Origin of the sequence: Streptomyces sp. NBC_00212, from assembly GCF_045206365.1 — a bacterium.
GTDB lineage: Bacteria > Actinomycetota > Actinomycetes > Streptomycetales > Streptomycetaceae > Streptomyces.
Window position 1 is genome coordinate 6,935,045 of record NZ_CP108115.1, and the last position, 14,666, is coordinate 6,949,710.

The 14,666-nt window shown below is 69.0% G+C and carries 10 protein-coding genes; 6 read left to right on the forward strand and 4 right to left on the reverse strand.

Translation table 11 applies throughout. From position 1 onward, the window contains the following. Positions 1–12: 12 nt before the first annotated feature. The gene (locus OHA17_RS31585) at positions 13–789 is read right to left on the reverse strand and encodes an MIP/aquaporin family protein (protein WP_398879493.1); all 777 of its coding nucleotides are present in this window, start codon (positions 787–789) and stop codon (positions 13–15) included. Positions 790–1,142: 353 nt separating this feature from the next. Next, positions 1,143–1,907, reverse strand: a complete 765-nt coding sequence (locus OHA17_RS31590; RefSeq protein ID WP_189962076.1) for an IclR family transcriptional regulator — start codon at positions 1,905–1,907, stop codon at positions 1,143–1,145. Between the two features lie 291 nt (positions 1,908–2,198). Between OHA17_RS31590 and metH the strand changes: the two genes are divergently transcribed. The 4 genes from metH (at position 2,199) to OHA17_RS31610 (ending at position 10,295) form a co-directional block, all read left to right on the forward strand. Further along, entirely contained in the window at positions 2,199–5,708 is a 3,510-nt protein-coding gene (metH, locus tag OHA17_RS31595) for a methionine synthase (protein ID WP_406509361.1), read from the forward strand. 130 nt (positions 5,709–5,838) lie between these two features. Next, the gene (locus OHA17_RS31600; RefSeq protein WP_406509362.1) at positions 5,839–6,540 is read left to right on the forward strand and encodes an HAD family hydrolase; all 702 of its coding nucleotides are present in this window, start codon (positions 5,839–5,841) and stop codon (positions 6,538–6,540) included. A 489-nt stretch (positions 6,541–7,029) separates the two neighbouring features. Next, positions 7,030–8,631 (forward strand): ABC transporter substrate-binding protein, encoded by a 1,602-nt coding sequence (locus OHA17_RS31605; protein ID WP_406509363.1) that lies wholly within the window; start codon positions 7,030–7,032, stop codon positions 8,629–8,631. A 71-nt stretch (positions 8,632–8,702) separates the two neighbouring features. Then, entirely contained in the window at positions 8,703–10,295 is a 1,593-nt protein-coding gene (locus OHA17_RS31610) for an ABC transporter substrate-binding protein (protein WP_406510861.1), read from the forward strand. A 234-nt stretch (positions 10,296–10,529) separates the two neighbouring features. On the opposite strand, the gene OHA17_RS31615 is transcribed toward OHA17_RS31610, so the two are convergent. Further along, positions 10,530–11,201, reverse strand: a complete 672-nt coding sequence (locus OHA17_RS31615; protein WP_053723497.1) for a response regulator transcription factor — start codon at positions 11,199–11,201, stop codon at positions 10,530–10,532. 128 nt (positions 11,202–11,329) lie between these two features. Then, positions 11,330–12,187 carry a RecB family exonuclease gene (locus OHA17_RS31620; protein ID WP_406509364.1) on the reverse strand — a complete coding sequence of 286 codons (858 nt, stop codon included), beginning with the start codon at positions 12,185–12,187 and terminating at the stop codon, positions 11,330–11,332. 88 nt (positions 12,188–12,275) lie between these two features. On the opposite strand from OHA17_RS31620, the gene OHA17_RS31625 reads away from it, so the two are divergent. Both OHA17_RS31625 and OHA17_RS31630 read left to right on the forward strand, forming a co-directional pair. Then, positions 12,276–13,622, forward strand: coding sequence for a site-2 protease family protein (locus OHA17_RS31625; RefSeq protein ID WP_406509365.1), 1,347 nt, complete (start codon positions 12,276–12,278; stop codon positions 13,620–13,622). Between the two features lie 56 nt (positions 13,623–13,678). Then, the gene (locus tag OHA17_RS31630) at positions 13,679–14,566 is read left to right on the forward strand and encodes a tRNA (adenine-N1)-methyltransferase (protein ID WP_053723500.1); all 888 of its coding nucleotides are present in this window, start codon (positions 13,679–13,681) and stop codon (positions 14,564–14,566) included. The last annotated feature ends 100 nt before the right edge of the window (positions 14,567–14,666 follow it).

Consider the following 14,666-nt stretch of genomic DNA (forward strand, 5'->3'; position numbering starts at 1 on the left):
TCGCGTCGTGTCTCAGGCGAAGGCGATGTTGTAGATGCCACCGGCGATCGCGCCGCCGATCAGCGGGCCGACGACCGGGATCCACGCGTAGCTCCAGTCCGAACCGCCCTTGTTGGGCAGCGGCAGCAGGGAGTGCACGATGCGCGGGCCGAGGTCGCGGACCGGGTTGATGGCGTAGCCGGTCGGACCGCCGATCGAGAGACCGATGCCCACCACGACGAGCGAGGTGATCAGGACACCGATGACGCCGAGCCCCTTGCCGTCGCCGTTGAGGCCCTGGGTCAGGATCGCAAGGACCAGAATGATGGTGGCGATGACCTCCGTGACCACGTTCTGGACCACGTTGCGGATCTCCGGGCCGGTCGAGAAGACGCCGAGCACGGGCCCCGCCTCGCGCTCGCGGGCCTCGATCGACTTGCCGTCGCCCACGATCTCGGGGTCGGTGAGGTGCGCGTGGAACTGGCCGTAGTAGGCGAGCCACACGAGGACCGCGCCGAGCATGGCGCCGAGGATCTGTCCGCCGAGGTACACGGGGACGTCGCTCCACTTGGTGCCGCCCTCGATCGCGAGACCCAGGGTCACCGCGGGGTTGAGGTGGGCGCCCGAGAGGGGGGCCGAGATGTAGGCGGCGGTCAGCACGGCGAAGCCCCACCCGAAGGTGATCGCGAGCCAGCCGGCGTTTCGCGCCTTGGAGCGCTTCAACGTGACGGCGGCGCACACGCCACCGCCCAGCAGGGTGAGAACGGCGGTACCAATGATCTCGCCGGTGAAGATGTCGTGGCTGGACACCCGCGACTCCTTTGTCCTTCGTCCAGGGGGAAATCCCAACAAGCGGATCACCGGGTCCCTCCGGTGGTCCGCACCCTCAATGGCTGAGGGCTGTCCGGCCCATGGCGTTGTCACACTCTAACTCGTATTGCCGGTAGGTGTTCGACAATGCCGACCGCTGAACGGCAGTTTTGCCCCCGGGTTAACTGGACGTCAATACTTCTGTGACTGGAATCCCTGATCGTTACCAGGTGGTACGAACCACCAAACATGGCCCCGGGTGCAGGATCAAGATCATGTACTGGTATGGCGCGGGTCGCTCCGGCAGCGTCCTGCCCTGCGGTGAGCGGGCTGGAGCGCCCGGCGCCGCACCGTTAGAAGCGGCCGGCGCCCAGGTCCCGCGAGACCGCGCGGGCGCAGTCGCGTACCGCGGCCACCAGCTCGGGCCGCACCTCGCCGTCCTTGCAGACCCGCTCCACGGCGCCCGTGACGCCCACCGCGCCGACCGGCATCCGGCGCCGGTCGTGGATCGGGGCGGCCACCGAGGCGACGCCCTCCCAGGTCTCCTCGATGTCCGAGCCCCAGCCGCGCGCCCGGGTGACATCGAGCAGCCCCTCGAAGCTCTCGGGCGCGGTGACCGTGTGGGCCGTGAACGCCTCGTGCATGTTGTCCACGGCCTCGGTGTGCGCGACCGGGTCGTACGCGGAGAGCACCTTGCCCAGGGCCGTGGAGTGCAGCGGCTGCATGGCGCCCACTTCGAGCACCTGGCGGCTGTCGTCGGGCCGGAAGACGTGGTGCATGATCAGCACGCCCTGCTGGTGGAGCACCCCCACGTACACGCTCTCGCCGCTGGACCGCGCCAGGTCGTCCGTCCACACCAGGGCGCGGGCCCGCAGCTCGTGGACGTCCAGGTAACTGTTGCCCAGGCGCAGCAGCTCGGCGCCCAGCTGGTAGCGGCCGGAAGCCGGGTCCTGCTCCACGAAGCCCTCGGCCTGCAGGGTGCGCAGGATGCCGTGCGCGGTGCCCTTGGCAAGGCCCAGTGCGGAGGCCACCTCGGACAGACCGAGCCGCCGCTCGCCTCCCGCGAGCAGCCGCAGCATGGCGGCCGCCCGTTCGAGCGACTGGATGTTGCGCGCCATCGCGCTCCCTCCCTCATCGGGCACTGCTGAACCGGCTGTCGCCGCTGAAGCGGCCGGCTCTGAAATCGACTGGTTCGACAATGCTGAACAGTATCGGCCGTTGTCGACCTTGTGTCACCGTGAGTGCGACCCCTCCCGACACTTCCGGACACCGGCATTCGGCCCCGCCTCCGCCGTCCGCCCCCTGATACACCCGCGCGCCGCCCGGGGCCGCCCGGTTACGCTGGCCGCGTGCGCCCTCCCGCCGGAAGGCGCAAAGCCGACAGCCGTCGCACTCCAGGGAGCACATCCATGGCCTCGTTGCCGACCCCTTCCGCTGACAGCCGGACCCGTATCGACGCTCTTCGTGAGGCGTTGGCCACTCGGGTGGTGGTGGCTGATGGTGCGATGGGCACGATGTTGCAGGCGCAGGATCCCACTCTGGAGGATTTCCAGGACCTTGAGGGGTGCAACGAGGTTCTGAATGTGACGCGGCCCGACATTGTGCGCTCGGTCCATGAGGCGTATTTCGCGGTCGGTGTGGACTGTGTGGAGACCAATACCTTCGGTGCGAACCACACGGCGATGAGTGAGTACGACATTGCGGAGCGGGTGTTCGAGCTGTCGGAGTCCGGGGCGCGTATCGCGCGTGAGGTGGCGGACGAGTTCACCGTCTCGACCGGGCAGCAGCGGTGGGTGCTGGGTTCGATCGGTCCGGGGACGAAGCTGCCGACGCTGGGCCACATCGGCTATCGCGCGCTGCGGGACGGTTTCCAGGCGAACGCCGAGGGACTGATCGCGGGCGGCGCGGACGCTTTGATCGTGGAGACCACCCAGGACCTGCTGCAGACCAAGTCCGCGATCCTGGGTGCCCGGCGGGCGATGGAGCAGGTCGGCGTCGACCTGCCGCTGGTGGTGTCGCTGGCGTTCGAGACGACCGGCACGATGCTGCTGGGCTCGGAGATCGGGGCGGCGCTGACCGCCCTGGAACCGCTCGGCGTGGACATGATCGGCTTGAACTGCTCGACCGGCCCGGCCGAGATGAGCGAGCACCTGCGTTATCTGGCCCGGCATGCGCGGATCCCGCTGCTGTGCATGCCCAACGCCGGGCTGCCGGTCCTGACCCGGGACGGTGCGCACTTCCCGCTCGGCCCCCAGGGTCTGGCGGATGCGCAGGAGACCTTCGTGCGCGACTACGGCCTGTCGCTGGTGGGCGGCTGCTGCGGCACGACGCCGGAGCATCTGCGCCAGGTCGTGGAGCGGGTGCGCGGGAGCGTGCCCGGTGAGCGTCACCCGCGCCCGGAGCCGGGCGCCGCATCGCTGTATCAGACGGTGCCGTTCCGCCAGGACACCTCCTATCTGGCGATCGGTGAGCGGACGAACGCGAACGGGTCGAAGAAGTTCCGCGAGGCCATGCTGGGGGGCCGGTGGGACGACTGTGTGGAGATGGCCCGCGACCAGATCCGTGAGGGCGCCCACATGCTCGACCTGTGTGTCGACTACGTGGGCCGCGACGGGGTGGCCGACATGGCCGAGCTGGCCGGGCGTTTCGCGACCGCCTCCACCCTGCCGATCGTGCTGGACTCCACCGAACTCCCGGTCCTGCAGGCCGGGTTGGAGAAGCTGGGCGGGCGGGCGGTCATCAACTCGGTCAACTACGAGGACGGTGACGGGCCCCAGTCGCGGTTCGCGAAGGTCACCGCTCTGGCGGTCGAGCACGGCGCGGCGCTGATCGCGCTGACCATCGACGAGGAGGGCCAGGCCCGCACCGTCGGGGCGAAGGTCGCGATCGCCGAGCGGCTCATCGCGGATCTGACCGGCACCTGGGGGGTGCACGAGTCGGACATCCTCATCGACGCGCTGACCTTCACCATCTGCACCGGCCAGGAGGAGTCCCGGGGCGACGGCATCGCCACCATCGAGGCGATCCGCGAGCTCAAGCGGCGCCACCCGCAGGTGCAGACCACGCTGGGCCTGTCCAACATCTCCTTCGGTCTGAACCCGGCCGCCCGCGTCGTGCTGAACTCCGTGTTCCTGGACGAGTGCGTGAAAGCCGGCCTGGACTCGGCGATCGTGCACGCCTCCAAGATCCTGCCGATCGCCCGTCTGGAGGAGGAGCAGGTCAAGGTCGCCCTCGATCTGATCTACGACCGGCGCGCCGAGGGCTACGACCCCCTCCAAAAGCTCATGGAGCTGTTCGAGGGCGCCACGATGAAGTCGATGAAGGCCGGCAAGGCCGAGGAACTCCTCGCGCTGCCGCTGGAGGAGCGCCTGCAGCGGCGCATCATCGACGGCGAGAAGAACGGCCTGGAAGCCGACCTCGACGAGGCCCTGCAGACCACACCCGCCCTCGACATCGTCAACAACACCCTGCTCGAAGGCATGAAGGTGGTCGGCGAGCTGTTCGGCTCCGGCCAGATGCAGCTGCCGTTCGTGCTCCAGTCCGCCGAGGTCATGAAGACCGCCGTCGCGCACCTGGAACCGCACATGGAGAAGTCCGATGCCCAGGGCAAGGGCACCATCGTGCTGGCCACGGTGCGCGGCGACGTCCACGACATCGGCAAGAACCTCGTCGACATCATCCTGTCCAACAACGGCTACAACGTGGTCAACCTCGGCATCAAGCAGCCGGTCTCCGCGATCCTGGAGGCCGCCCAGGAACACCGCGCCGACGTCATCGGCATGTCCGGCCTCCTCGTCAAATCCACCGTGATCATGAAGGAGAACCTGGAAGAGCTCAACCAGCGCAACCTCGCCGCCGAATACCCCGTCATCCTCGGCGGCGCCGCCCTCACCCGCGCCTACGTCGAACAGGACCTCCACGAAATCTACGAAGGCGAAGTCCGCTACGCCCGCGACGCCTTCGAAGGCCTGCGCCTCATGGACGCCCTCATCGGCGTCAAACGCGGCGTGCCCGGAGCCGCACTCCCCGACCTCAAACAGCGCCGCGTCCCCAAACGCGACACCCCCCTCCTGGAGACCAAGGAGCCCGAGGGCGCGGCCCGCTCCGACGTCGCCACCGACAACCCCGTACCCACCCCACCGTTCTGGGGCACCCGCGTCATCAAAGGCATCCCCCTCAAGGAATACGCCACCTGGCTCGACGAAAACGCACTCTTCAAAGGCCAGTGGGGTCTGAAGGAAGCCCGCAGGGGCGGACCGACGTACGAGGAGCTGGTGGAGACCGAGGGCCGCCCGCACCTGCGCGGCTGGCTCGACAAGCTGCACACCGAGGGCCTGCTCGAAGCCGCCGTCGTGCACGGCTACTTCCCGTGCGTGTCCAAGGGCGACGACCTGATCCTGCTGAACGAGGACGGCTCCGAGCGCACCAGGTTCACTTTCCCGCGCCAGCGCCGCGGCCGGCGGCTGTGCCTGGCGGACTTCTTCCGCCCGGAGGACTCCGGCGAGACCGACGTCGTCGGCCTCCAGGTCGTCACCGTCGGCTCCCGCATCGGCGAGGAGACCGCCAAACTCTTCGAAGCCAACTCCTACCGCGACTACCTCGAACTGCACGGCCTGTCCGTCCAGTTGGCCGAAGCACTCGCCGAGTACTGGCACGCCCGGGTCCGCTCCGAGCTCGGCATCGCCGGCGAGGACCCCTCCGACGTCGAGGACATGTTCGCCCTGAAGTACCGCGGCGCGCGCTTCTCGCTCGGCTACGGGGCCTGCCCCGATCTGGAGGACCGGGCGAAGATCGCCGAGCTGCTCCAGCCGGAGCGGATCGGCGTGCACCTCTCCGAGGAGTTCCAGCTCCACCCCGAGCAGTCCACCGACGCCATCGTCATCCACCACCCCGAAGCCAAGTACTTCAACGCCCGCTGACCGGGCGCGGCCCATAATTCAGCGCATGTTCAGCTGGCCGGACGTACACTGGTCGGCCCAGTAAAGGCCGGTCGCTTTTCCCGTCTCGGGGAAGGCGACCGGCCTTCTCGTCCCTCCAGGAGGTGTGCCGATGACCAGTACGGTCCCCGCAGCCATGACCCTTACGGCCGAAGGCTCCGCGCTCCAGGCCGTCTTCCTCGACATGGACGGCACCCTGGTCGACACCGAGGGCTTCTGGTGGGACGCCGAGCGCGAGGCCTTCGCGGCCCTCGGGCACGAGCTCGAAGAGTCCTGGCGGGACGTGGTGGTGGGCGGCCCGATGACGCGCAGCGCGGGCTTCCTCATCGAGGCCACCGGCGCCGACATCACCCTGGCCGAGCTGACCGTACTGCTCAACGAACGCTTCGAGGCGCGGATCGCCCGCGGGGTGCCGCTGATGCCGGGCGCCGCCCGGCTGCTGAGCGAGCTCGCCGCCCACAACATCCCCACGGCCCTCGTCTCGGCCTCGCACCGCCGCATCATCGACAAGATCGTCCACTCGCTCGGCCCGTCCAACTTCGCCCTGACGGTCGCGGGCGACGAGGTCACCCGCACCAAGCCGCACCCCGACCCGTACCTGATCGCCGCCAGTGGACTCGGCGCCGACCCGGCCAGGTGCGCCGTCGTGGAGGACACCGCGACCGGGGTGGCCGCCGCGGAGGCGGCCGGCTGCCGGGTCGTCGCGGTGCCGTCGGTCGCCCCGATCGCGGCTGCCGCGGGCCGGGTCGTGGTCGGCTCCCTCGAAGAGGTCGACCTGGCATTTCTGCGGACCCTGATCACCAGGATGAACTGACCCGGGCACCCAGCGTGCGCCGCTGAATGCAGCGGAAACTCATCGCAGCCGCGCGTTCATTTTCCGTGACCCCGCGGGGTCGAATTCACACCCTGTCAAAGGGACCCGAGTGGTGACGTTCGTCACCCGACAGGGGGTCGACAGGAGCCCGATCCAGGCACTCCGGGCCCCTCAGGCGCACCCTTGTGTCCCGTTTGGTGATCTCGTGTACGAATCATTCCGCCGCCCCGATATCGGTGGGCCGGTATTGCGGCGGACCGATTGATTCCCCGTGCACCAGAGCCAGTTCCAGCTTTCCGTACGGCGCGCACTAATCTCGTCCGAGAACTTCGCCGCACCCTCATCTGCCCCGCCGCACACCAAGCGACCGGGAACGCAGGTCCGATCGCACAAACCCGGCCCGATCGCCCCGCCCCGAACGGGCGGACGCGGCGGAGTGTCCCGTACACAGCTGTACCCCAAAGTGCCGGACAAGGGAGATCGTCCAGGATGAACCGCAAGACTTTGGTGCTGCCGGCCGTAGTGGCCTTGCTCGCTCCCGTACTCGCCGCCTGTGGCGGATCGGAGAGCGGGGGAGACGGCGGCAAGACCATCGTCGTGGGCACCACGGACCAGTTCGTGGCAACCAAGGACGCCCCTGCCCCCCTCGATCCGGCGCACGCCTATGAGACGGGCATCTGGAACGTGATGCGCCAGACCACGCAGTCGCTGGTCCACGTTCCGCGCGGCGGTGGCCTGCCCGTCCCCGACGCGGCCTCCTCGTGCAACTTCACCGACAAGGAGAACGAGAGCTACCGCTGCACCCTGCGCAGCGGCCTCGAATTCGCCGACGGCACCAAGGTGACCGCCGACGACGTGAAGTACTCCATCCAGCGCGTCGTCGACATCAAGGACGACAACGGCCCCTCCGGCCTCCTCGACAACATCGACACGATGGAGACCAAGGGCGACGCCGAGATCGTCTTCCACCTCAAGACGCCGGACGCCACCTTCCCGTACAAGCTCGCGACGCCCGCCGCGGGCATCGTGCAGAAGGACAAGTACGGGGCGAAGAAGCTCCGCGACGGCTTCGAGATGGACGGCTCCGGGCCGTACAAGATGAAGGCCGAGGTCAAGGGCGACCAGGCGGTGACGTTCACCTTCACCAAGAACTCGAACTACAAGGGTGACGTCAAGCTCGCCAACGACAAGGTCGAGCTGCGCTCCTTCCCGACCGCCGAGGCCATGGGCACCGCGCTCGCCAAGGGCGAGATCGACATGATGACCCGCGCGATGACGCCGGCGCAGATCCAGCAGATGCAGGTCAGCCCCAGCAAGGACATCAACCTGGTCGAGATGCCCGGTCTGGAGATCCGCTACCTGGGCTTCAACACCGAGGACCCGTCGGTGAAGAACAAGGCCGTGCGCCAGGCCCTGGCCCAGGCCATCGACCGCAGCCAGCTCGTGAGCAAGGTGTACGGGCAGACCGCCGAGCCGCTGTACTCGCTGATCCCCACCTCGATCGCCGGGCACACCAACTCGTTCTTCAACAAGTACGGCGAGGCCAGCAAGGCCAAGGCCCAGGCCATCCTGAAGAACGCCAACATCCAGACGCCCGTCAAGCTCACCCTCAACTACACGAAGGACCACTACGGTTCGATCACCGAGGACGAGTTCAAGAATCTCTCCTCGCAGCTGAACGCGACTGGGCTTTTCAGCACTACGATCCAGGGAACCGAGTGGTCGAAGTTCCGTCCGGCGCAGAAGAAGGGTGAGTACGCGGTCTACGGCCTCGGCTGGTTCCCCGACTTCCCGGACCCGGACAACTTCGTCGCGCCGTTCTTCGGCAAGGACAACTTCCTCAACACCCCGTACGTCAGCAACGACATCCGCAACACGCTGATCCCGGAGTCGCGGGTGGCCGCCGACCGCAACCAGGCGTCCAAGCCGTTCGAGTCCATCCAGGACATCGTCGCGAACGACGTCCCGGTCATCCCGCTGTGGCAGGGCAAGCAGTACGTCGCTGCCCGCAGCGACATCACCGGCACCGAATGGGCCATCAACTCCTCGTCGGACCTGCAGCTGTGGGAGCTGGCGCGGGGCAAGAAGTAACGCACGACCCGGCCGCGATCTCTCCGTGCCGGCCAGCAATTTCCGTGAGCAGGACTGTGAGGCACGTGCACGTGAAGATCCGGAACCGATGGCTGACCACCCCGCTGGCCGCGGGTGTGGCAGCCGGGCTCCTGAGCGGTTGTGGTACCCAGCAGGGCGGCGACGCCGCGTCCGGCGACGGCGGTTCGGTGGTCATGGGGATGTCCGACGACATCCTGGCCACCGACCCCGCCTCCGGTTACGACCCGGGTTCCTGGCTGCTGTTCAACAACGTCTTCCAGTCACTGCTCAGCTTCCCCAAGGGCAGCTCGACGCCGCAGCCCGAGGCCGCCCAGGCGTGCAGCTTCGACAAGGGCGGCTCCACGGTCTACCGCTGCACCCTGCGCCCCGGCCTCACCTTCAGCAACGGCGACAAGCTGACCTCCGAGGACGTCAAGTACTCCTTCGCGCGCGTGCTGAAGATCAACGACCCGAACGGCCCGGCGCCGATGCTCGCCACCCTGGGCAAGGTCGACACCCCGGACGAGAAGACGGTCGTCTTCCACCTCAAGGTCCCGGACGCCACCTTCCCCAGCAAGATCGCCTCCGGTGCCGGCTCGATCGTCGACCACAAGGAGTACCCGGCCGACAAGCTCCGCACCGACGGCAAGGCGGTCGGCTCCGGCGTCTACAAGCTGGACTCCTTCGGCGACAAGCAGGCCGTCTTCTCGGTCAACTCCTCCTACGAAGGCACGGTCAAGGCCAAGAACTCGGGCCTCACCCTGAAGCTCTTCCACGGCGACCAGAAGGCCCTTGCCGACGCCCTGAACAAGGGCGACGTCGACGTCGCCTACCGAGGCCTCACCGCCAAGGACACCGCCGCCCTGCAGGCTTCGCCGACGGCGGACAAGAAGGGCATCGACGTCATAGAGGGCTCCAGCGCCGAGGTCCAGGACCTGGTCTTCAACATGAAGGACCCGGTCGTCGGCAAGGCCGGAGTGCGCAAGGCGATCGCCTACCTCGTGGACCGCGAGGCCCTGGTGCGCGACGTGTACTCGTCCACCGCGAGCCCCCTGTACTCGGTCATACCGAGCGGCATCACGGCGCACAACACCGCCCTGTTCGACATGTACGGCGCCAGCCCCCAGCCCGCCAAGGCGAAGGCGGCCCTGCACTCGGCGGGCATCACCGGCAAGGTGAAGCTGACCCTGTGGTCCACGCCGAGCCGCTACGGCCCGTCCACCGACGACGAGTTGAAGGCGATAGCCGGGCAGCTCAACGCGAGCGGGCTGTTCGACGCGGATGTGCAGTCGGTCGAGTTCAAGCAGTACGAGAAGGACATCGAGGCCGGGAAGTACGGCGTCTACGTGAAGGGCTGGGTCCCCGACTACCCGGACCCGGACAACTTCACCCTGCCGTTCTTCGGCAAGGGCAACGTGCTGTCCAACAACTACACGAACAAGCAGATCACCGACGAGATCCTCCCGGCGACCGCCGCCACCGCCGACCGTTCGGCCACCGAGAGCGACTTCGCCAAGCTCCAGGACATCGTCGCCGACGAACTCCCGGTCCTCCCGCTGTGGCAGGGCAAGCAGTACGCGGTGGCCCGGACCGGCATCACGGGCCTGGAGTGGACCCTGGACGCGTCAACGGTGTTCCGCTTCTGGGAAATCAAGAAGGGCTGAGGGGCGACAACCCGCCAGGGGCGCGGGGCTGCGACATGTGCAGCCCCGGGTCCAGCCTGTACAGGATCCTGCTAGGGGCGCGGGGCTGTGACATTGTGCGGCTCCGCCGCGTGGGCGCGACCAGCCATGCACGGTCCGCAGCCGAAATCCATCGGCGCCCATCAGCCCCTCCGGCGTTTGAGGAGCGGGGGCCCGGGGGCAGCGCCCCCGGAAGGCTCAGGGAGCCACCCCGCCCTACTGCGCACCGGGCCGCACAAGCCCACTCTCGTACGCGTAGACGGCCGCCTGCACCCGGTCCCGGAGCCCGAGCTTCGTCAGCACATGCCCCACATGCGTCTTCACCGTCGTCTCGCTGACGAACAGATCCGCCGCGATCTCCGCGTTGGAAAGCCCGCGGGCGACCAGCTTCAGGACCTCGACCTCGCGGTCGGTCAGCGTGTGCAGCGTGTCCGGCACCGGCTCCTCGCCGGACGGCAGGTGGTCGGCGTACTTGTCGAGCAGCCGGCGCGTGATCGACGGCGCCAGCATCGCCTCGCCGGCCGCGACCACCCGGATCGCCTGCACCAGCTCGTTGGCGGGCGCGTCCTTCAGGAGGAAGCCGCTGGCCCCCGCCTTGAGCGCCTCCACCACGTACTCGTCGAGGTCGAAGGTGGTCAGGACGAGCACCTTCGCGGGGCCGTCCTTGCCGGGCCCGCTGATCTGCCGGGTCGCCTCGACGCCGTCCATCCGGGGCATCCGGATGTCCATGAGGACCACATCGGGCTGCAGCGCCCGGACCTGATCGAGGGCCTGCAAACCGTCACCGGCCTCGCCGACCACCGCGATGTCCTGCTCGGCCTCCAGGATCATCCGGAAGCCGGTGCGCAGCAGCGGCTGGTCGTCGACCAGTAGGACGCGGATCGCCACGGGTACTCCTCATCAGGATTGCTGGACCGGGCCCATTCTGCCCTGCTCACCAGCGGTGGGTGCGGCCGGGCGAGGGGCCGGGCGACCGGCACCCCGGGACGTCCCGGGCCGACGGCCGCCGCTGGGACTCAGCCTGCCGACTCCGGCGCCGGGCTGATGGACAACGGGTATACCGGGGGAGTCCCACCGAATTCCGGACAGACCGCCTGGTGGTCGCACCAGCCGCACAGCTTGGTGGGCCGGGGCCGCCAGTCGCCCGTCTCGGTGGCGAGCCGGATCGCTTCCCACAGCGCGTGCAGCTTCCGCTCCACCTGGACGAGATCGGCCTCGACCGGGTCGTACGTCAGCACGTCGCCGCTGCCCAGGTAGACCAGCTGGAGCCGGCGCGGCACGACCTGCTTCAGCCGCCACACCACCAGGGCGTAGAACTTCATCTGGAAGAGCGCGCCCTCCGCGTACTCCGGCCGCGGGGCCTTGCCCGTCTTGTAGTCGACGATCCGCACCTCGCCGGTGGGCGCCACGTCCACCCGGTCGATGACCCCGCGCAGGCGCAGCCCCGAATCCAGCTCGGTCTCGACGAAGAACTCCCGCTCCACCGGCTCCAGGCGCGTCGGATCCTCCAGCGAGAACCACCGCTCCACCAGGCGCTCGGCCTCGCCCAGCCACTTGGTGAGCCGCTCGCCCCCGGTGTCCTCGGCGAACAGCTCGGTCAGCTCCGGCTTCGATTCGAGCAGCCGGTCCCACTGCCCCGGGATCATCGACTTCGCGCGCGGCGCAGTTCGCTCGGCGGCCGGGTCGTCGAAGAGCCGCTCCAGAACGGCGTGCACCAGCGTGCCGCGCGTGGCCGCCTCGCTCGGCTTCTCGGGCAGCCGGTCGATCACCCGGAACCGGTACAGCAAGGGGCACTGCATGAAGTCGTTCGCCCGCGACGGCGACAGCGACGTTGGCTGCTGTGCGGCCGCGGCCCCACCGGTGCTCGTACTCATGACACAGACCCTACGACCCGCCACTGACAGCGAGCGGAATACCATCGACGACAGGCGCCCTCACCCTGCATGATCGTGGCATCGCACCATGCAGCGAACATTCGGCGGACGAGGCGAGTCCGGCCGGGGCTCCGGGGCAGATTTCCCGGAGCAGGCATCGTACCGACGAAGGGAACCCGTGGAAGACAGCGGCGAGAGCGGCGAGCGCGGACGGCCGCAGTCCGGCGCGGACGGCAACACCCCGGGTCCGGGCCCGGGCAAGGGCAAGCAGCCCCGCTCCGGACCCGGCGGCGGACTCCTGATGGGCCGCCCCTTCGGAGTGCCCGTCTACGTCGCCCCCAGCTGGTTCCTGGTCGCAGCCCTGATCACCTGGGTCTTCGGCGGCCAGCTCGACCGGGTCCTGCCCGAACTCGGCGCCGCCCGCTACCTCGTGTCGCTCTTCTTCGCCGTGGCCTTCTACGCCTCCGTACTGGTTCACGAACTCGCCCACACCGTCGCCGCGCTCCGCTTCAAACTGCCGGTGCGCCGCATCCAGCTCCAATTCTTCGGCGGTGTCTCCGAGATCGAGAAGGAGACCGAGACCCCGGGCCGCGAGTTCGTCCTCGCCTTCGTCGGCCCGCTGCTCTCGCTGGTCCTGTCCGGCGTCTTCTACCTCGGCATGAAGGCCGTCGAGCCCGGCACCGTGCCCGGCGTGCTCCTGGCCGGCCTGATGATCTCCAACCTGATCGTGGCCGGCTTCAACCTGCTGCCCGGCCTGCCCCTGGACGGCGGCCGCATGCTCCGTGCCGTCGTCTGGAAGATCACCGGCAAGCCCATGAGCGGCACCATCGCCGCCGCCTGGGTCGGCCGCGCGCTCGCCGTCACCGTCCTCATCGGCCTGCCGCTGCTCACCCAGACCGGGGTTCTCGGCAACTCGCCCGACGAGGTCAGCGGCATGGACACCGTCACCGACGCGCTGCTCGCCGCCATCCTCGCCGCCATCATCTGGACCGGCGCCGGCAACAGCCTGCGCATGGCCCGGCTGCGCGAACACCTCCCCGAGCTGCGCGCCCGCACCCTCACCCGGCGCGCCGTGCCCGTCGAGTCCACCACCCCGCTCTCCGAGGCGCTGCGCCGCGCCAACGAGGCGGGCGCCCGCGCCCTGGTCGTCGTCGACGGGCACGGCGACCCGACCGGCCTCGTCCGCGAGGCGGCCATCGTCGGCGTCCCCGAACACCGCCGCCCCTGGGTCGCCGTCAGCGGCCTCGCCCAGGACCTCACCGACGGCATGCGCATCCCGGCCGAACTCGCCGGAGAGCCACTGCTCGACCTGCTCCGAGCCACCCCCGCCACCGAGTACCTGGTCGTCGAGGAGACCGGCGAGATCTACGGAGTGCTGTCCGCGGCCGACGTCGAGAAGGCCTTCGTGGCCGCCATGGCGCGGCCCGGCTCCTGACACCGGGCGCCGTCGCCGTGGCGTTCGCGGCCCCGTACGGCCGGTACTCTGGTCGTATGTCCGAACCGACCGGTGCCGCCCGCCGTCGCGGGCCCTTCAAGGTCGGGGACCAGGTCCAGCTCACCGACCCCAAGGGACGCCACTACACGTTCACGCTCGAAGCCGGGAAGAATTTCCACACCCACAAGGGTTCCTTCCCGCACGACGAGCTGATCGGTGCTCCCGAGGGCAGTGTTGTCCGAACCACGGGAAACGTCGCCTACCTCGCGCTGCGCCCCCTGCTCCCCGACTTCGTCCTGTCCATGCCCCGCGGCGCCGCCGTGGTCTACCCCAAGGACGCGGGGCAGATCCTGGCCTTCGCCGACATCTTCGCCGGCGCCCGCGTCGTCGAGGCAGGGGTCGGCTCGGGCTCGCTGAGCGCCTTCCTGCTGCGCGCCATCGGCGACCACGGAATGCTGCACTCCTACGAGCGCCGCGAGGACTTCGCCGAGATCGCCACGCAGAACGTGGAGCGCTACTTCGGCGGACCGCACCCCGCCTGGCAGCTCACCGTCGGCGACCTCCAGGACAACCTGTCGGACACCGACGTCGACCGCGTGATCCTGGACATGCTCGCCCCCTGGGAGTGCCTGGACGCCGTCTCCAAGGCGCTCGTCCCCGGCGGCATCCTGTGCTGCTACGTGGCCACCACCACCCAGCTCTCGCGCACCGTCGAGTCCATCCGCGAGATCGGCTGTTTCGCCGAGCCGCAGCCCTGGGAATCGATGATCCGCAACTGGCACGTCGAGGGCTTGGCCGTCCGCCCGGACCACCGGATGATCGGCCACACCGGCTTCCTGGTGACCGCCCGCCGCCTCGCGGACGGCGTGGAACCGCCGATGCGCCGCCGCCGCCCCGCCAAGGGCGCGTACGGCGACGACTACGAGGGCCCCAACAAGGACTGACTTCCAGTTCAGGGGCTGAGCCTCGTACAACGAACCGGCGCCGCCGCCGAGTTCCCGGACCGACACGGGAACTCGGCGGCGGCGCCTTTACGTTGAGCCT